This is a genomic window from Streptomyces sp. MRC013 (assembly GCF_023614235.1).
Taxonomy (GTDB): Bacteria; Actinomycetota; Actinomycetes; order Streptomycetales; family Streptomycetaceae; genus Streptomyces.
The window spans coordinates 3,765,431-3,783,416 of sequence record NZ_CP094264.1; the positions used below are offsets into that span (position 1 = coordinate 3,765,431).

Genomic DNA, 17,986 nt, shown 5'->3' on the forward strand with positions numbered 1-17,986 from the left:
GACCTGGATGATCACCGGAGGCGCCGGATACATCGGCGCGCACGTGGTGCGTGCGATGGCCGCGGCGGGAGAGTCCGTCGTCGTCGTCGACGACCTGACGTCGGGGCGCGCCGACCGGCTGCCCCCGGTGTCCCGCTGGCGGGCGGGACGGTCCTCGACCGGGACTTCCTCGACCGCGTCCTGCGCGAGCACGCCGTCACGGGCATCGTGCACATCGCGGCGAAGAAGCAGGTCGCCGAGTCGATGGCGAAGCCGCTCCTCTACTACCGGCAGAACGTCGAGGGCCTGCGCGTCCTCCTCGACGCCGCGGTCGCGGCCGGCGTGGGCCGGTTCCTGTTCTCCTCGTCGGCCGCCGTGTACGGGATGCCCGACGTGGACCTGGTCACCGAGAAGACCCCGTGCGCGCCGATCAACCCCTACGGCGAGACGAAGCTGGCGGGGGAGTGGATGACCGGCGCGGTCGGCCGCGCCCACGGCATGGCGACCACCGCGCTGCGCTACTTCAACGTGGCGGGCGCGGCCGTGCCGGAGCTGGCCGACGAGGGCGTGTGCAACCTGGTGCCGATGGTCTTCGAGCGGCTCACGGCCGGCCGGGCGCCGCTGGTGTTCGGCGACGACTACCCGACGCCGGACGGGACGTGCGTCCGCGACTACATCCACGTCGAGGACATCGCCTCCGCGCACCTGGCGGCGGCGCGGCGGCTGGTCGAGGACCCGCGGGCGGAACTCGTGCTCAACGTGGGCCGCGGCGAGGGCGTCTCCGTGCGGGAGATGATCCGCGTGATCCAGGAGGTCACCGGAGCCGCGGACACCGCGCCCGAGACCGGCCCGCGGCGCCCGGGCGACCCGGCCCGGGTGGTCGCCTCGGCGGACCTGATCCGCGAGGAGCTGGGCTGGACGGCCCGCCGCGGCGTCCGCGAGATGGTCGAGTCGGCCTGGCGCGGCTGGTGCCTGAACCACCCCGCCTGAACCACCCCGCCCGGGCCGCGCCGCCCGGCGGTGCGGGCGCCCGGCCGGGCGCCCGCCCGCACCGGCTCAGGAAACGGCCCGCTCCCAGGCGCCCAGGGCCAGGCCCGGTCCGGGCTTCTGGCGGGCGGTCCACAGCGCGCCGTCCGTTCCGATGACGGCCATCACGACCCGCCCGGCCCCGTCCACGGCCAGCGACGGCGCCCCCGGGCAGGGACCGCCGGTGAGCGTCCAGGCCGCCCCGGCGCCCTCGTCCCGCGTCGGGTACGCCGCCAGCGCCGCCCGCCCCGTCGCCTCGTCCCGGTGCGCGAGGACCGTGCAGTCGTGGCCGTCCACGACGGTCCGCAGCGCCGCCACCGGTCCCGTACCGGTCCCGTCCCCGAGCCGCGCCCCGTCCGGCAACGACGGCCGCCAGGCCCGCACCGCGCGGTCCGCGGGGTCGTGCCAGAAGTGCGTCAGCCCGTCCTCCGCGCCCGCCCCCACGGCACCCAGCGAGTCGGGCTCCGCCCGCAGCGGCACGTCGTCGCCGCGCTCGAAGCGGGTTCCGGGCTTCTCCCGCTCCCACCGCAGCAGCCCCTCCGCCGTCGGCGCCAGCACCTCCACGCGGCCGTCCGCGGCGAGCGACGCCGAGACCGTGCCCCGCACGCCGCTGCCCTTCAGATCGACCCAGGCGCCCCAGGCGCCCGTCCTGGCCTGGCTGCGCGCGCACACGCCGCCGCCCGCGTTGCGGACGAAGACGTTGAGGGAGCCCTCCGCGTCGACGACGGCCGTCGGGAGCCCCGTCATCCCGGCGAGCGACGGGTCGTTCGGGTACGGCGTGCCCAGGGGCCGCCACTCCCGCACCGGGCGACCCGTCTGGTACTGCAGGGCGTACACGACGTCCGTACCGGTCCGTCCGTCCGCGAGCCGCTCGCGCCGCAGCCCCACCAGGTGGACGTACCCGTCCTCGCCCTGGGCCACGGCCAGGTACGGCAGCACGCCGGGGGGCCGGGATCAGCTCGGGCCCCGTCCAGGCCGGGCCGCCGGGGCGGGCCTCCGTCCAGCGCAGCACCCCGCCGTCGCCGGGCGCGTACGCGGTGAGCCGGCCGTCCTTGCCGCGGACCAGCCAGCCGGTGGTCGCCGGCACCGACGGGTCCAGGACCGGCTGGGGCGTCTCCTCGGCCGGCACCGGCCGGTCGGCCCGGCGTTTGGCTTTCCGCGTGAACAAGACCGCCATGACTGACGTAGACCTTTCCCTGTACCTGTACCGCGGGCGAGTGACCCTCTTCCGCAGGCGCGCGACCCTAGCATCTCGCACCCGGTCGCCCCGGGCCGCCGCCGAGACCCGGTCACGGAGCACCGTCCCGCGGGCATACGATGGCGGTGCCCCTCATCGGCCCGACCCAGAAGAAGAGTGCGCAGTGAAAGTCATCAGCATCGTCGGCGCCCGTCCCCAACTGGTGAAGCTCGCGCCCATCGCGGCCGCGTTCGCGGAGACGGAGCACGAGCACTTCATTGTGCACACCGGGCAGCACTACGACGCCGACCTCTCGGACGTCTTCTTCCAGGGTCTCGGCATCCCCGACCCGGACGTCCACCTCGGTGTCGGCTCCGGCAGCCACGGCGTGCAGACCGGCTCCGTGCTCTCCGCGCTCGACCCGGTCCTGGAGCGGGAGAAGCCCGACTGGGTCCTCGTCTACGGCGACACGAACTCCACCATCGCCGGCGCCCTGTCCGCGGTGAAGATGCACCTGCCCGTCGCGCACCTGGAGGCGGGCCTGCGCTCCTTCAACCGGCGCATGCCGGAGGAGCACAACCGCGTCCTCACCGACCACTGCGCCGACGTGCTCCTCGCCCCGACCGAGGAGGCCATGCGCCACCTCGCCGACGAGGGCCTGAAGGACCGCGCCGTCCTCGCCGGCGACGTCATGGTCGACATCTGCCTGCGCATCCGCGACGCCGTCCTCGCCGGCGAGCACCCCGCCCCGGCCCTGCCCGAGGGCATCGACCCGTCGCAGCCCTTCCTGCTGGCCACGATCCACCGGCCGGACAACACCGACGACCCCGAGCGCCTCGCCGCGGTCGTCGACTCGCTGGCCGCGCTGCCGCTGCCGGTCGCGCTGCTCGCCCACCCGCGCCTGGTCGCCCGCGCCCGGCAGCACGGCGTCGAACTGGCGAAGGGCTCCGTCCGCGTCGGCCGCCCCCTGCCGTACGCCGGTCTCGTCGCCGCCGTACTGGCCTCCGCCGGCGTCGTCACCGACTCCGGCGGCCTGCAGAAGGAGGCGTTCCTGCTGGAGCGCGTCACCACCACCATCCGCCCGGAGACGGAGTGGGTCGAGACGGTCGGGACCGGCTGGAACGTCCTCGTCCCCGACCCGCACGCGCTCCCCGCCGACGAATGGGCCGCCACGGTCACCCGCGCCGTGCCCACCGCCGACAAGGGCGCCCCGTACGGCGACGGGCGCGCCGCGCACAACGTCGTCCGCATCCTCGAGGAATGGCAGAGCACCGTCCGCAGCGACGGCTGACCGACCGCCCGCCGACCCCCCGCACCCCGTCCCCGAGGCCGGGGTGCGGGCCGTCCCGGCCACCGGGCCGGGGCGGCGGCCGGTGATAAAGTGGCGCGTCGCCGCGCAATCTCGTAAGGAAGTCGACATGAAGCAGGCAGCATCGAGGGATGCAGCCGTGGTCACGCCGTGGTATCCGACACGGGAGTTGCCTTTCCGGGGATCGTTCGTCCAGGCCATGGTGGCGGCCACCGCGCCCGGCTGCGACAGCTTCACCGTCTACCACTGCGACCCCTGGGTGGCCCCCATGGACGCGGCGGCGACGAAGGCGGTCGAGGCGGCCAACGCCGAGGTGATGGCCCGGGCCGCGCACCGCGCCCCCACCGCCGGCGGCGCCGACCTGATCTCCTTCCCCGTCACCACCCCGCGCGGCCAGGACTACGGCGCCCAGGCCCGCAACCACGAGCGCCAGCTCCGCAACCTCCTCGGCGGCGAGCCGATCGACGCGGACGTCGTGCACGCCCACGTCGGACTGCCCAGCGGCTGGGCCGCCCTGAAGAACGCCCGCCCCGGCGCCCGGGTCTTCGTGACCGAGCACGCGTCGTTCCTGGAGCGGGTCTTCCAGGACCCCGAGGCCGTCGAGCTGTACGACGAACTGCTGCACGGCGTCACCGGCTTCCTCGTCGTCGGCGACAAGGTCACCGAGGTGCTGGAGCGCCGGTTCCCGCACCACGCCGACAGGATCCTGCGCATCCCCAACCCGATCTCCTTCGACGAGCCGCGCCCCGAGCCGGTGAAGGACCTGCGCAAGTGGCTGTACCTGGGCAGCGTGACCGAGCCCAAGGGCGTGAAGTGGCTCGTCGAGGCGTTCGCCCGGTGCCACGCGGAGGACCCGTCGCTCACCCTCACCCTCGTCGGCGAGGGCCCGCTGCGCGGCCCGCTCACCGAGCGCGTGGCCGAACTGGGCCTGGGCGACGCCGTGAAGCTGCCCGGCTCCATCCCGCACGAGCAGGCGCTGGAACTGATGCGCGGCCACGACCTGCTGGTCCACCCCAGCCGGTACGAGACCTTCGGCATGACCATCGTCGAGGGCCTCGCCGCCGGCATGCCGGTCCTCGTGACCCGCTGCGGCGGCCCCGAGAAGACCCTCGCCGGCATCGAGGACGCCGCGGGCGAACTCATCGACGTGGAGGAGAACCCGGAGTCGATCGTCGAGGGGTACCGGCGCCTGCGCGCCCGCTTCCTCGACGGCGGACTGGACCTCGCACGCGCCCAGGCGAAGCTCGCCGCCGACTACGGCTACGAGGCCGTGGCCCAGGCGCACTACCGACTCTGGTTCCCCGACTCCCCGTGATGGAGTGACATGCAGGTTCTGTTCCTGGCCCTTGGCGCCTCGCGCAAGCGGGCCGTGGTCGAAGAGTCCGCCGCGGTCGCCGCGGCCGGCGGCCGGGCGGTCGTCCTGGTCGGCCAGAGGCAGCCCTGGGCGACCGAGGCGTTCGCCCCCGGCGTGCGGCTGACGACGCTCGACGAGCTGGAGGCCGGGCACCTGCCGCGCCGGCTCGAACGGGCGGTGCTCTACCAGGCGCCGCGCCGCGTCGCCGGGGCGGTCGGCCGCGGCCCCCTGAGCGCGAAGGCCCGGAAGGCCCTCAAGGCGTACGAGAAGCGGGTCGCCGGCCGCGTGCACCGCCGCGTGTTCACGCCGCTGCACCGCAGGGTGTGGCCGACGGCCACGGCCCGGCTGGTCCTGCGCCGCTGTTTCGGCCGGCGGGGCGGCCCCGACCTCGTCGTCGTCGCCGACGCCCTCTCCACGCGGACCGCCGCCGAGCTGATGGACGCCTGGGAGCGCGAGGGACTGGGAACCCCGCGCATGGCCTACAGCGTCGACTCCGTCGTACCGCCGATCGTCGCCCGGGCGACCCCGCAGCCCTCAGCCGCTCGCTGAACCAACCGAGGAAGACTGATGAAGAACCGTAGCGAACGGCGCCCCCGTGTGCTCTACCTGGCGTTCTACTTCCCCCCGTCGCGGGCGAGCGGCGTCTACCGCGCCCGGGCGACCGCCAACCACCTGGTGGAGAAGGGCTGGGACGTCACGGTCTGCGCCGCCCCGCTCGACTTCCTCTACAACGTGATCGGCTCTGTCGACGAGGAGCTGTCGAAGACCGTCGACCCGCGCATCCGCGTGGAGCGGCCGTCGCTCAACCAGTACACGTGGCAGCAGGACCTGCGCGACTACAGCTGGCTGCGCCGCAGCTTCCCGCTGATGGCCAAGCGCGTCTACCAGTTCAGCCAGACGAAGCTCTTCCCCGAGCGGTACTCGTCCTGGGCGTGGGCTTCCGTCACGCGGGCGCTGAAGCTGCACGCCAAGCAGCGTTTCGACGTGGTCGTCGCCACCGGCAACCCGTTCGCCTCGTTCGGCGCCGCCTGGCTGTTCAACAAGCTCACCGGCGTCCCGTACGTCATGGACTACCGCGACTCGTGGACGCTGGACCTCTTCCACGACGAGCCGGCGTTCCCCGAGGGGCACATCGCCTGGGCGTGGGAGAAGCGCATGCTCGGCAAGGCGTCGGCGGCCGTCTTCGTCAACGAGGCACTGCGCGGCTGGCACGCCGAGCGCTACCCGGAGGTCGCCGACCGCATGATGGTCGTCCCCAACGGGTGGGACGCCGACGTGCTGCCCGCCGAGGAGCCGTCCGGGGAGCGGCCCGACGAGGAGGTCCCGACCGATGAGCGGCCCGCGCCGCTGAAGTTCACCTACCTCGGCACGCTCACCGCGAAGCAGCCGGTGGAGGAGATGGCCGAGGCGTTCAAGATCGCCCGCCGCCACCCGGACCTCGCCGGCGCGGAGCTGCAGATCCACGGCCACCTCGGCTTCTTCAAGAACAGCCCCGGCACCCTGAAGGCCCGCCTCGGCCTCCAGGACGGCCCGCGTCCCGAAGGCGTGGAGGACACCGGCCTGCGCTACTGCGGGCCCGTCTCCAAGACCGAGGTCGGCCGGGTGTACTAGGAGGCCGACGTCCTGGTCTTCCTCGCGGGCGGCGGCAAGTACGTCACCTCCGGCAAGATCTTCGAGTACATGGCCTTCGGGCACCCGATCGTCTCCGTGCACCAGCCCGGCATCGCCGCGCAGGACGTGCTCGACGGGTACCCGCTGTGGTTCAACGCCGACAGTCTCGACGTCGAGGAGTTGGCGGCGTCGATGGTCGCCGCGGGCAAGGCGGCCCGCGACCTCACGCCCGAGCAGCGCGCGGCGGCGCGGCGGCACGCCGACACGTACACGCGTGAGGCGACGCTCATCCCGTTCGAGCGACGGCTGCGGGAGATCGCTGACGGCCCGCACCGCACCGAAGAGGCCCCGGCCGCCTTCCCCGGCCGGGGCCTCCCGCGTCCCGTTCAGCGGTCCGTCACTCGGGGTCGTACGCGGTGCGGTCCAGGCTCGCCGTCACCTTCAGGTGCGGGTGGGACTTGGCCCACTTCCAGCCCGTCACCGTCGAGTTGATGTCGCTGACGAACACGGTGTCCACCAGGTCCAGGCGCAGCTCCGGAAGCACCCGCCGCCTGGCGATGCGGGCGAACAGCTGCGGCCTGACCTCCCGGTAACCGCGGTTGAAGACCTTCTTGTGGAAGGCGTTGGCGACCTTCGTGTGGGCCCGCTGCACGGTCGCGACGGCCAGCTCCGGGCCGATCGCCTCGCGGTTCCTCGCGGCGAGCCGCCGTGCCCGCCGCAGTACGGCGCGGGGCGCGCGGTAGACGAGGAACCGCTCGGCGCGCGGGATGCGCAGCTTCTGCTCGGCGTCCCCGATGCCGACGACGGGCACGGCCGGGTCGAGGTCCAGGGTCTGCCACAGGTCCGGCGACTGGGCGGTGACGAGGGTGACCTCGACGCCCTTCCCGACGAGGTGGTTGGCGAAGTCGACGATCCGCCGCGGCTTGGCCGGGGTCAGCGCCAGCACGACGGCGCGCCCGACGGGCTCGCCCGGACGGCGGGCGGGTGCCTCCCCGGCCGGCTCGGCGGCCCCGGCGCCCTCCCGCGCCCCGTCGCCGGCCGCCCCGGCGCCCCCCCGCGTCCACGGGGTCCGGCACGGGCGGCAGGGCGCCGCCGTACACCTCGACGAGCTGCTTGCCGACCGCCTCGCGGCCGACCCGGCCCTCCAGCGCCTCGCGGGCCGCCGGCAGGTCCAGGTCACCGGCGCGGGCGCGCAGCCCCCGGTACGCGTCGACGATGACCCGCGGATCGTCGCTGACGTCCATGAGCGCACCCGCCAGCGTCTCGACGCCGGCCAGCGTCTCCTGGGGGCCGCCGCTGCGGGTCGCGAGCACGGGGAGCCCGGACGCGATCGCCTCGACGACCGTCATCCCGAACGTCTCCCTCTTGCTGGCGTGCACGAGCAGGTCGTACTCGTGCATCAGCGGACCCACGGCCTCCGGGGCGACCGGCGGCAGTATGCGGAAGCGCTCGCCCAGGCCCAGTTGGGCGCCGCGGGCGCGCAGCTCCTCCTCGGCGGGGCCGTGGCCGACCATCGTGAGGGTGGCGCGCGGCTCCTCCGCGGCGACCAGAGCGAACGCCTCCAGCAGCTCCTTGACGCCCTTCGGCTGGACGAGCCGCCCCAGGTACAGCCAGCGCAGCAGCTCGAGGGAGCGCTCCGGGCCCGGCGTGAAGCGGTCGAGGGGGACCGGGTTGGGCACGACGCCCACCTTGTCCGCGTACCGCGGGAAGCGCTTCACGACCTGCTCGCGCAGGGCGGCGCTGACGCACGCGAACGCGTCGGCGCGCTCCAGCACCTGCTCGTACAGCTCCGCGGCCGGGGCCTGGGAGAAGACCCTGTCGAGGAACGAGGAGTGCTCGGTCACCACGACGCGGGCGTCCGGGCGGGCCAGCCGGGTGGCCAGGACACCGCCGTAGATGCCGGTGTGGGCGTGGACGACCGGCGCCTCGATCCGTCCGCCGGGCAGGGCGCTGCGCAACGCCTTCACCTGCGCCTCGACCCACGGGGCGTAGTTCCTGCGGCCGATGAGCGGCACCGGGACGCGCACGACGGTCGCCTCGTCGGCGTCCACGACGTGGCCCAGGGCGCCGCGCTCCCGCAGGCGGTCGGCGGTCACGCGGATGGCGTCGTTGAGCGGGGCGGACGCGCGACCGGTCCAGTCCTCGGTGTGGAAGACGGTGACGCGGTCGTAGTTCCCCGCGACGGCCGCGGTCGCCGCCTGCACGAACGATCCGGCGTACGGGTTGTTCGGCGACGGGTACCACGGGGTGAGGACGGCCAGGTCGGACGGCTCCACGACGCGGCCGGCGCCGTGCGGCTCCAGCACCAGCGCGACGCCCGGCCGGCGGCGCTTGGCGATCCAGGCGACGGGCAGCGCCTGGGCGTCGCCCGCGACGATGGTGTCGGCCTCGGCGAACGGCCCCGACCTGGCGGCGGCCAGCTTCTTGGCGGAGCCCCAGGCCGTGCCGTTCCTGTCCGGGGCGACGCGGACCACCTCCACGCCGTCCAGCCGGCCCAGCTCCTCCAGCGCCTCACGCCACTCCGGGGCGTCCAGCACGACCAGGGAGACCCGGGACCCCGAGGAGGCGAGCTCCTTCACCTGCTCGCGCGTCGCCCGTACTCGGTATGTGCCAAGCGCGAGATAGAGCACGTGGCTGTTCATCTGGATCCCTTCGCCCTTTCACCTGCACGCCACGCACCCGTGCGGCGGAAGCGGCCCCACGGGGTTCGGTACGGAGATACAGCGCGGCGGCACCACCCTACCGAAGGCGGTGCCCCCTCCCGGCACGCGGCCGGGGCGTCGTCAGCCCTCGCACTCGGCGAGGACGCCGTCCTCTTCCCGGTACAGGGCACCGGTCTGCGGGCACTCCCACACGCCCTCCTCGCCGGCCCGCTCGACCAGCCGGACACCGGCCCTGCCGACCCAGCCGATCCGCCGCGCCGGGACGCCCACGACGAGCGCGAAGTCCGGTACGTCCCGCGTGACGACGGCACCCGCGGCGACCATCGCCCAGCGCCCGACGCGCACCGGCGCGACGCACACGGAACGGGCGCCCAGCGAGGCGCCCTCGCCGACCTTGACGCCGACGGCCTCCCAGTCGCCCCCGCGCTTCAGCCTGCCCTCGGGGTCGACGGAGCGGGGGTTGTGGTCGTTGGTGAGCACCACGGCGGGGCCCACGAACACGCCGTCGCCCAGCTCGGCGGGCTCGTAGACGAGCGCGTAGTTCTGCAGCTTGACGTTGTCGCCGATGCGGACGCCGGTGCCGACGTACGCGCCGCGCCCGATCACGCAGCCTTCCCCGAGCCGGGCGTTCTCACGGATCTGCGCGAGCTCCCAGACGCTGCTCCCGGCCCCGATCTCGGCGGTCTCGTCGACCTGGGCGGTGGGCTGGACCCTGTAGTTCACTCTGCTGTCTCTTTCGGGGGACGGCGGAAGTCTTCGACGCCAGAGCATACGCGGACGTCCCCGGCGCCAGGCGTGCGGCGGGTCAGGGGGAGTGCGGCCAGACGAGCATCAGGTACACGCCGTAGGCGGTGGACAGGCCGACGGCCGTGCCGAGCAGTGCGTGCATGGTGGCGGGCCGGGCCGCGGCGAGGGCCCGTGCGGCCGGGACGAGCAGGGGGAAGGCGGGCAGCAGGAAACGCGCCTTGGAATGGAAGTACCCGGCTCCGCCCACGGCGATGAGCAGCAGCATTCCGGCGTACACCAGCAGCACGACGGGCTGGCGCTGCTGCATGCAGACGGCGAACGTCACCACGGCGGCCACGACGGTGGCGGCGCCGACCGCGGTGTTGAGGTTGAGCGGCAGCTTCAGGAAGACGTCCGCGACGCGGTGCAGGGTGAAGGAGCCCCCGTCGAAGGTGCTGCCCCACCTCTCCTGCACCTCGAAGTAGCCGCGCCAGTCGCCCGCCCGGTGGCCGACCCACCCGAACCAGGCGAACCATCCCAGCGGTGCGACGGCCACGGCGGTGAGCAGCGGGCCCGTACGGTCCGGACGCCCCCGGTCCTCCCCGGAGGCGGAGCGACGGCGGGAGGTGAACAGCGCCCACAGCGCGGCGAGCACGACCGCGGCGACGACGGCGGATCCGGAGGGCCGGGTGAGCCCCGCGAGCGACGCCAGCACTCCGGCGGTGACCCAGCGGTGGCCGAGCGCCGCGTACAGGGACCAGGCGCACAGGGCGGTGAAGACCGGCTCGGTGTACGCCATGGACTCCACCATGGCGTGGGGGGCTATGCCCCACAGCACCGTGGCGACGACGGCGGTGCGCCGGTCGGCCACGCGCTCCACGACGGCGTAGACGCCCCAGGCCGCGAGCAGCGCGGCGACGACGGCCACGCCCCAGGCCACCTGCGCGGCGGGCAGGGGCAGGAGCGTCGAGCCGCCGCGTATCAGGGCCGGGTAGAGCGGGAAGAACGCGTACTTGCACAGGGGCCCCTGGACGGTGCAGGAACCCGTCATGGGGGCGGCGTAGCCGTACTCCGCTATGTGGGTGTAGAACACCGCGTCGTACGCGCCGGCGAGCATCGTGCCGAGGCTCGGGTCGTCCCCGTCCGCGCGCAGGGCCACGGCCGCCACGCCGAGGCAGCGCACGGCCGCGTACGCGAGGAGCGCGGGCCAGGCCCGCGAGGCGGCGGCCCGCAGCCCGCGCGGAAGAGGCCCGGCCGCCGCGGTCGCCGGAGTGCGGCGCCTGCGGTGCGTCCGGTCGGATCGCGGTGGGGGGGTCCGGGCCGGCTCGGTCTGGATCGGGGGCATGGGCGGCATCTCCGCGTGCGGACGCTGGGAGGGCGGGCGCGGGGCCTTGCGGCCCCTCGTGTCCCGCCGGGTGGACGGTGGCGGCGCTCAGCGCCGCGGGAGGAGCCGGCCGAGACGGTGCCCGACGCCCCACGCGGTGACCCGCCACAGGGCCTCGACCACGATGGCGCGGCTCATCTTGCTGTCTCCGCGCTCGCGCTCGACGAACGTGATCGGCACCTCGACGACCCGGAAGCCGGCCTTCACCGTGCGCCACGCCAGGTCGACCTGGAAGCAGTACCCCTGGGACGCGACCCGGTCCATGCCGAGGCCCTCCAGCGTCCGCCGCCGGAACGCGCGGTAACCGCCGGTGACGTCCCTGATCGGCACGCCGAGGAGGGTTCGCGAGTACAGGCTGCCGCCGCGCGACAGGAACTCGCGGGACCTGGGCCAGTTGACGACCTTGCCGCCGGGCACCCACCGCGAACCGAGCACGAGGTCGGCGCCGTCGAGCGCGTCGAGCAGCCGGGGCAGCTCCTCGGGCTGGTGGGAGCCGTCGGCGTCCATCTCGACGAGCACCTCGTAGCCCCGCTCGATGCCCCAGGCGAACCCCGCGAGGTAGGCGGCGCCGAGCCCCTCCTTGCCGGCCCGGTGCAGCACGTGCACGTGGTCGTCGGAGCCGGCGAGCTCGTCGGCGATCTTCCCGGTGCCGTCGGGGCTGTTGTCGTCGGCCACGAGGACGTGCGCCCCGGGTACGGAAGCGCGCACACGGGAGACGATCTCCGTGACGTTGTCGGCCTCGTTGTAGGTCGGAATGATCACCAGGACCGCTTCCGGACCCGCATCCCGCCGCTCGTTGATGTTCACTGCACCTTCACCTCGGGATCCCGCCGGCGGGTCGGACGGCCGCGCGGTTCCACCAGAGCATACGGCGTCGTATCCCCACCGGGCGGGGTCGGGGCGAGTTGCAACGGCAGGGGGGAGGCGTGGAGGCATGGGGTCCTCCCGTGGTGAAACCGTGGCCAAGAAGGTGAGGTCATGACGGGAACCCGCCTCGCGCGTTCAGCTCGTCACAGCACTCGTCACAGCACTCGTCACAGCTAGATGAGTGAGTCCGATGTCTTCAGTGGTCGTAGGCGATCAGCGAGCGTTTGGCTGGGGCTCCGGTGGTCCAGTTGTGCCAGATCGCGGTGGCCAGGGCGAGGAGGCGTTGGGCGGTGCGGGCGAAGACTCCGGCCGGGGTTCTGCCGCCGTGCTGTTCCAGGCTGAGCCGGCCTTTGAGGGTGTCGATGACGGCCTCGATCCACTGGCGGACCCGGGCGATCTTCCCGTGCCGGGCCGGTTCGTCCTTGCGGTCCGGCCGCACCAGGTGGGCGCCGAGCCGGTCGGTGACGAAGGTTTCGAACTCCTTCCGGCGAAGCCCTTGTCGGCCAGGAGCACCTGCCCTGCACGGACGAGGCGGTGGTCGCGTTCCAGCAGCGCGGCCATCACCTCCCGTTCCCCGAGTTTCGGGTTGGCCGGGCACCAGGTGACGGGCATGCCCTCGGCGGTGGTGACCAGGTAGAGCCTCAGGCCCCGGAAGAAGCGGGAGTGGGAGCGGTAGTAGCCGTAACCGGCGTGTCCGGCCAGGCCGGAGCGTTTGACCGTCTTGCGGGACGCGGCGCAGGGTAGCGGTGTGGAGTGGATCAGCCGGAGGTCGTCGTGCCAGGTGGGCACCTGTCGGGCGAGCATCTCGATCACGTGAGTGATCAGGGGCCCTGCGGCGTTGAGGCGTTTGTTGCAGGCGGACGGCTGGGGCAGGTAGCGGAACAGGTGCCCCAGCCGGGCGTGGGCGAAGCGGATGAAGTGCCGGGCCGAGGGGAAACCGAGCAGGACCTGGGCGACGGCCAGGCACAGCAGTTCGGCGTCCGTGAGTTTCGGGGGTCGCCCGATCCGGCGACACGGGGCCACATGGTCGTCGATGAACACGTACAGTGCCGCCAGAAGGGCGTCCAGGTTCGTCTTCACACACTGACCAACGGGCGCCCTTCGCCATGGTCGCGACCAGCACAGACAGCGGACTCATTCATCCAGGGTCCGCGTGTCGTCCGCACCTTCGGACACCGTCTCTTCCGGCGGGTCCGCAGTGGCGGATCGAAGGTGCGGGCGGTGGCGGCGGAGGCCGGGAAGGGGGCGGCCTTACACGCGTGACGGCGGTGCAGGCGGCGGCATCCGGCCCGCCAGGACCCGGCGGGTCCGCTGGTCCGGCGGTGCCGGCTGAGCCGGGTGGAGGGCTCGATGCCCTTGCGGGCGACGCGGTGGCGGACGCCGCGCTCGCGCAACCGGGACACAGGGCGTCGTAGCCGTCGGTCCTTGTCGCCGCGGAGCTTGGCCGGCCCCCGTCGACGCGGACCGGCAGCCCTTCCGGGGCCCGCCCCCACGGGTACCCCGCCCCGTCGGTAGCGCGCCCCGCTCGGTTTGACCGGCCCGACGGGGGGACCTAGTCTTGACCGTCGGCGTGTTTCCATGCGCGCCAGCTCCTGAGCACCTTCCCTCCCGGCCGGGGCCGGGGAGGCCGTTCCGACCATCCGGTCCAGTCGCGGGCCACGCCCGTGCGGGCGGCTGGCGTCAGGGGTTTCCGTTTCGAGCGAGGAGAGATCCGCGTGTACGCCATCGTGCGCAGCGGTGGTCGCCAGCACAAGGTTGCTGTCGGCGACATCGTTGAGGTTGACAAGATTTCCACTGCCAAGGTTGGCGACGCGGTCGAGCTCTCGACCCTGCTCGTTGTCGACGGCGACTCCGTGACCAGCGACCCGTGGGTCCTGGCCGGCATCAAGGTCCAGGCCGAGGTCGTGGACCACCACAAGGGCGCCAAGATCGACATCCTGCGCTACAAGAACAAGACCGGCTACCGCCGTCGTCAGGGCCACCGCCAGCAGTACACGGCGATCAAGGTCACGGCGATCCCGACGGCCGCGAAGTAAGGGACTGAGGAGACATGGCACACAAGAAGGGCGCATCGTCCACCCGGAACGGTCGCGACTCCAACGCTCAGCGGCTCGGCGTGAAGCGCTTCGGCGGTCAGGTCGTCAACGCCGGTGAGATCCTGGTCCGCCAGCGCGGCACCCACTTCCACCCGGGCGCGGGCGTCGGCCGCGGCGGCGACGACACGCTGTTCGCGCTGCAGGCCGGTTCGGTGCAGTTCGGCACCTTCCGCGGCCGCAAGGTCGTGAACATCGTCCCGGTCGCCTGACCTGGTCGGACGCTTCGCGAGGGCGGGCCTCTCCTCCCGTACGGCGCACGCCGTGCGGGAAGGGGGTCCGCCTTTCGCTTGTTGCAGCTGAGACACCCCGTACGTCCCTTCCCTTTCCGCACCGCTGGAGGCACCCCACCATGACCACCTTCGTGGACCGCGTCGAGCTGCACGTCGCCGCGGGTAACGGAGGCCACGGCTGTGCCTCCGTACACCGGGAGAAGTTCAAGCCGCTCGGCGGCCCCGACGGCGGCAACGGCGGCCGCGGCGGCGACGTGATCCTCGTCGTCGACCAGTCCGTGACCACGCTGCTCGACTACCACCACTCCCCGCACCGCAAGGCCACCAACGGCAAACCCGGCGAGGGCGGCCACCGCTCCGGCAAGGACGGCCAGGACCTGGTCCTGCCGGTGCCGGACGGCACGGTCGTCCTCGACGGGAGGGGCGAGGTCCTCGCCGACCTGGTGGGCCACGGCACCCGGTACGTGGCGGCGCAGGGCGGCCGCGGCGGCCTCGGCAACGCCGCGCTGGCCTCGGCCCGCCGCAAGGCGCCCGGCTTCGCGCTGCTCGGCGAGCCCGGGGACGTACAGGACATCGTCCTGGAGCTGAAGACCGTCGCCGACGTGGCGCTGGTCGGCTACCCGAGCGCGGGCAAGTCCTCGCTGATCTCCGTGCTGTCCGCCGCGAAGCCGAAGATCGCCGACTACCCGTTCACCACCCTCGTGCCGAACCTCGGCGTCGTCACCGCCGGATCCACCGTCTACACGATCGCCGACGTGCCCGGCCTCATCCCCGGCGCCAGCCGGGGCAGGGGCCTGGGCCTGGAGTTCCTGCGCCACGTCGAGCGGTGCAGCGTCCTGGTCCACGTCCTCGACACGGCGACCCTGGAGACGGAGCGCGACCCGCTGTCCGACCTGGACGTCATCGAGGAGGAGCTGCGCCAGTACGGCGGGCTCGACGACCGGCCCCGCGTCGTCGTCCTCAACAAGGTCGACATCCCGGACGGCAAGGACCTCGCCGAGATGGTCCGACCCGAGCTGGAGGCGCGCGGCTACCGCGTCTTCGAAGTGTCGGCCGTCGCCCACCAGGGCCTGAAGGAGCTGTCGTACGCGCTCGCGGAGATCGTCGCCGGGGCGCGCGCGGCGAAGCCGAAGGAGGAGGCGACCCGGATCGTCATCCGTCCGAAGGCCGTCGACGACACCGGCTTCACCGTCACCAGGGGGGAGGACGGCCTGTACCGGGTGCGCGGCGAGAAGCCGGAGCGCTGGGTCCGCCAGACCGACTTTAACAACGACGAGGCCGTCGGCTACCTCGCCGACCGCCTCAACCGCCTCGGCGTCGAGGACGAGCTGATGAAGGCGGGGGCCCGCGCGGGCGACGGCGTCGCCATCGGCCCCGAGGACGACGCGGTCGTCTTCGACTGGGAGCCCACCATGATGGCGGGCGCCGAGATGCTCGGCCGCCGCGGCGAGGACCACCGCATGGAGGCCCCGCGCCCGGCCGCGCAGCGCCGCAAGGACCGCCAGGCCGAGCGGGACGAGGCGGAGCGCGCGTACGACGAGTTCGACCCGTTCTGACCGCCGGGCGCTCCCGGGCGCCCGTGGTCCGGCGGGGTCGCCTCGCGGCGGCCCCGCCGTCCTCGTACGGACCGCCGTTCTCGTACGGACCGCCGTTCTCGTACGGACCGCCGTTCTCGTACGGGTCGCCGTTCTCGTACGGATCGCCGTCCCCGTAGGGACCGCCGTTCTCGCACTCCCCGCCGTTTCCGTGCGCCCCGCCGTTCTCCCACGCCCCGCCCGTACGCCCCGACCGGGTCCGGTGCGGGCGGAGGCGCGGCGGCGGAGCGCGTGCGCCCCGGGCGCCCGGGCCGGACCGGGCCCCGGCGCCGGGCCGCGTGCGGTCGGTCACGGCGGTGGCCGCCCGGCCCCGCCGAGGAGGGCGGCCGGAGGGTGAACCACCGGTTTCCGGCAGGGTTCGGCCCTCTTCCCCCCGCCTTGCAGGACGGTCACGGAGGGTGCGACCATCAGGCCGTTCCCCGAGCCAAGCAAGGTAGGTCGTCCCTGTGTCTGCGCCTTCGTCCGCGCCTCGTGAAGCCAAGCCCCGCACCACCGCCGTCGTCCTGGCGGGGGGCACCGGTCAGCGGGTGGGGCTTGCGATCCCGAAGCAGCTGCTGAAGATCGCGGGCAAGGCGGTCATCGAGCACACGCTCACCATCTTCGAGCGGGCGGACTGCGTCGACGACGTGATCGTGCTGATGGCGCCGGGGTTCGTGGCCGACGTCGAGAGGATCGTCGCCAAGGCGGGGCTGACCAAGGTCACCCGGGTCATCGAGGGCGGCGCCACGCGCAACGAGACCACCGAGCGGGCCATCCGCGCCCTCGGCGAGGGGCTCGCGGAGGGCGAGGACCCCAACGTCCTCTTCCACGACGCCGTACGCCCCCTGCTGTCACAGCGCGTGATCGAGGACTGCGTGGCCGCCCTCGACCGCTACCGGGCCGTGGACGTCGCCATCCCCTCCGCCGACACGATCATCGTGACGCGCACCCACGGCGAGGACGGCGAGTTCATCACGGACGTGCCGGACCGCTCCCGGCTGCGCCGCGGCCAGACCCCGCAGGCGTTCAAGCTGTCCACGATCCGCAGGGCGTACGAGATCGCCGCCGGCGACCCGAACTTCCAGGCCACCGACGACTGCTCGGTCGTGCTCAGGTACCTGCCGGACGTGCCGATCCACGTCGTGCCCGGCGACGAGTACAACATGAAGGTGACGCAGCCCGTCGACGTCTTCATCGCCGACAAGCTGTTCCAGCTCGCCTCCACCGCCGCCCCCGCCCAGGCCGGCGAGGACGCGTACCGCGAGCGCCTCGCCGGCCGGACGCTCGTCGTCTTCGGCGGCTCGTACGGCATCGGCGCCGACATCGCCGCCCTCGCCGAGCGGTACGGCGCCCGCGTCTACGCGCTCGGCCGCTCCACCACCGGCACCCACGTCGAGAACCCGCAGCACGTCGAGGCCGCGCTGGCCAGGGCGTACGCCGAGACGGGCCGTGTCGACCACGTCATCAACACGGCCGGCGTCCTGCGCATCGGAAAGCTCGCGGAAACCGACGGCGCCACCATTCAGGAAGCGCTGAACGTCAATTACCTGGCACCGGTGCAGATCGCCCGCGCGTCCTACAAGTACCTGGTGGAGACCAAGGGGCAGCTTCTTCTCTACACGTCTTCCAGCTACACCCGGGGGCGCGCCGAGTACAGCCTCTATTCATCGACCAAGGCGGCGATGGTGAATCTCACGCAGGCACTGGCCGACGAATGGGCGGCTGACGGAATCCGGGTGAATTGCGTGAATCCCGAGCGCACCGCGACCCCCATGCGGACCAGGGCGTTCGGCCGGGAACCCGCCGGGACGCTGCTCTCCTCCGAGGCCGTCGCCCGCACCTCTCTGGACGTCCTCCTCTCCGACCTGACCGGCCACGTCGTCGACGTGCGGCAGCAGGACCCGACCCGTGCGGCGGGCGAGGCGTCCGGTTTCGAACAGGCCCTGGCGGCCGTCCTGGACCGTCAGGAAGATGTGTAATACTCACGGAA

Annotated in this window: 14 protein-coding genes and 2 pseudogenes; 9 read left to right on the forward strand and 7 right to left on the reverse strand. The window is 73.3% G+C overall.

Translation table 11 applies throughout. The features are described 5' to 3' along the window. Nucleotides 1–55: 55 nt before the first annotated feature. Nucleotides 56–969: pseudogene (gene galE / locus LUW75_RS17095) on the forward strand (UDP-glucose 4-epimerase GalE). Nucleotides 970–1,035: 66 nt separating this feature from the next. Here the strand turns inward: galE and LUW75_RS17100 are convergent. Beyond that, nucleotides 1,036–1,944 (reverse strand): PLL family lectin, encoded by a 909-nt coding sequence (locus LUW75_RS17100; RefSeq protein WP_250336383.1) that lies wholly within the window; start codon nt 1,942–1,944, stop codon nt 1,036–1,038. Nucleotides 1,945–2,366: 422 nt separating this feature from the next. On the opposite strand from LUW75_RS17100, the gene wecB reads away from it, so the two are divergent. From wecB to LUW75_RS17120, 4 genes are all read left to right on the forward strand, one after another. Then, complete coding sequence (wecB, locus tag LUW75_RS17105; protein ID WP_250336384.1) at nt 2,367–3,473, forward strand: non-hydrolyzing UDP-N-acetylglucosamine 2-epimerase; 1,107 nt, start codon at nt 2,367–2,369, stop codon at nt 3,471–3,473. 127 nt (nt 3,474–3,600) lie between these two features. Further along, nucleotides 3,601–4,806, forward strand: coding sequence for a glycosyltransferase (locus tag LUW75_RS17110; RefSeq protein ID WP_250336385.1), 1,206 nt, complete (start codon nt 3,601–3,603; stop codon nt 4,804–4,806). A 9-nt stretch (nt 4,807–4,815) separates the two neighbouring features. Then, a complete protein-coding gene (locus LUW75_RS17115) occupies nt 4,816–5,394 on the forward strand; it encodes a hypothetical protein (RefSeq protein WP_250336386.1) in 579 nt (192 codons plus the stop codon). Nucleotides 5,395–5,412: 18 nt separating this feature from the next. Next, complete coding sequence (locus LUW75_RS17120) at nt 5,413–6,456, forward strand: glycosyltransferase (RefSeq protein ID WP_250336387.1); 1,044 nt, start codon at nt 5,413–5,415, stop codon at nt 6,454–6,456. Here the strand turns inward: LUW75_RS17120 and LUW75_RS17125 are convergent. The 6 genes and pseudogenes from LUW75_RS17125 to LUW75_RS17150 all read right to left on the reverse strand — a co-directional run bounded on the left by LUW75_RS17125 (nt 6,453) and on the right by LUW75_RS17150 (nt 13,176). After that, nucleotides 6,453–6,746: a hypothetical protein gene (locus LUW75_RS17125; protein WP_250336388.1), complete on the reverse strand. Its 294-nt coding sequence runs from the start codon at nt 6,744–6,746 to the stop codon at nt 6,453–6,455. The two genes, LUW75_RS17120 and LUW75_RS17125, sit on opposite strands and share 4 nt — an antisense overlap. A gap of 96 nt (nt 6,747–6,842) precedes the next feature. Further along, complete coding sequence (locus LUW75_RS17130) at nt 6,843–9,098, reverse strand: glycosyltransferase family 4 protein (protein ID WP_250336389.1); 2,256 nt, start codon at nt 9,096–9,098, stop codon at nt 6,843–6,845. A 141-nt stretch (nt 9,099–9,239) separates the two neighbouring features. After that, the gene (locus tag LUW75_RS17135; RefSeq protein WP_250336390.1) at nt 9,240–9,842 is read right to left on the reverse strand and encodes an acyltransferase; all 603 of its coding nucleotides are present in this window, start codon (nt 9,840–9,842) and stop codon (nt 9,240–9,242) included. A gap of 82 nt (nt 9,843–9,924) precedes the next feature. Further along, nucleotides 9,925–11,190 (reverse strand): glycosyltransferase family 39 protein, encoded by a 1,266-nt coding sequence (locus LUW75_RS17140; RefSeq protein ID WP_250336391.1) that lies wholly within the window; start codon nt 11,188–11,190, stop codon nt 9,925–9,927. An 87-nt stretch (nt 11,191–11,277) separates the two neighbouring features. Continuing rightward, nucleotides 11,278–11,991: a polyprenol monophosphomannose synthase gene (locus LUW75_RS17145; protein ID WP_462933800.1), complete on the reverse strand. Its 714-nt coding sequence runs from the start codon at nt 11,989–11,991 to the stop codon at nt 11,278–11,280. 301 nt (nt 11,992–12,292) lie between these two features. Beyond that, nucleotides 12,293–13,176, reverse strand: a pseudogene (locus LUW75_RS17150) (IS982 family transposase). 635 nt (nt 13,177–13,811) lie between these two features. Between LUW75_RS17150 and rplU the strand changes: the two are divergent. From rplU to LUW75_RS17175, 4 genes are all read left to right on the forward strand, one after another. Beyond that, on the forward strand, nt 13,812–14,132 hold the full coding sequence (rplU, locus tag LUW75_RS17160; protein ID WP_250336393.1) for a 50S ribosomal protein L21: 321 nt from the start codon (nt 13,812–13,814) through the stop codon (nt 14,130–14,132). A gap of 14 nt (nt 14,133–14,146) precedes the next feature. After that, complete coding sequence (gene rpmA / locus LUW75_RS17165; RefSeq protein ID WP_010476314.1) at nt 14,147–14,401, forward strand: 50S ribosomal protein L27; 255 nt, start codon at nt 14,147–14,149, stop codon at nt 14,399–14,401. A 140-nt stretch (nt 14,402–14,541) separates the two neighbouring features. Then, nucleotides 14,542–15,978: a GTPase ObgE gene (gene obgE / locus LUW75_RS17170; RefSeq protein WP_250336394.1), complete on the forward strand. Its 1,437-nt coding sequence runs from the start codon at nt 14,542–14,544 to the stop codon at nt 15,976–15,978. A 485-nt stretch (nt 15,979–16,463) separates the two neighbouring features. Then, nucleotides 16,464–17,975, forward strand: coding sequence for a bifunctional cytidylyltransferase/SDR family oxidoreductase (locus LUW75_RS17175; protein ID WP_250336395.1), 1,512 nt, complete (start codon nt 16,464–16,466; stop codon nt 17,973–17,975). The last annotated feature ends 11 nt before the right edge of the window (nt 17,976–17,986 follow it).

What these genes read in the sequence shown, in the direction of transcription:
- LUW75_RS17110 (WP_250336385.1), top strand. Translation starts at nt 3,601, where the DNA reads ATGAAGCAGGCAGCATCGAGGGATGCAGCCGTGGTCACGCCGTGGTAT.
- rpmA (WP_010476314.1), top strand. Translation starts at nt 14,147, where the DNA reads ATGGCACACAAGAAGGGCGCATCGTCCACCCGGAACGGTCGCGACTCC.
- LUW75_RS17130 (WP_250336389.1), bottom strand. Translation starts at nt 9,098, where the DNA reads ATGAACAGCCACGTGCTCTATCTCGCGCTTGGCACATACCGAGTACGG.
- LUW75_RS17140 (WP_250336391.1), bottom strand. Translation starts at nt 11,190, where the DNA reads ATGCCCCCGATCCAGACCGAGCCGGCCCGGACCCCCCCACCGCGATCC.
- LUW75_RS17120 (WP_250336387.1), top strand. Translation starts at nt 5,413, where the DNA reads ATGAAGAACCGTAGCGAACGGCGCCCCCGTGTGCTCTACCTGGCGTTC.
- LUW75_RS17115 (WP_250336386.1), top strand. Translation starts at nt 4,816, where the DNA reads ATGCAGGTTCTGTTCCTGGCCCTTGGCGCCTCGCGCAAGCGGGCCGTG.
- obgE (WP_250336394.1), top strand. Translation starts at nt 14,542, where the DNA reads ATGACCACCTTCGTGGACCGCGTCGAGCTGCACGTCGCCGCGGGTAAC.
- LUW75_RS17125 (WP_250336388.1), bottom strand. Translation starts at nt 6,746, where the DNA reads ATGAGCGTCGCCTCACGCGTGTACGTGTCGGCGTGCCGCCGCGCCGCC.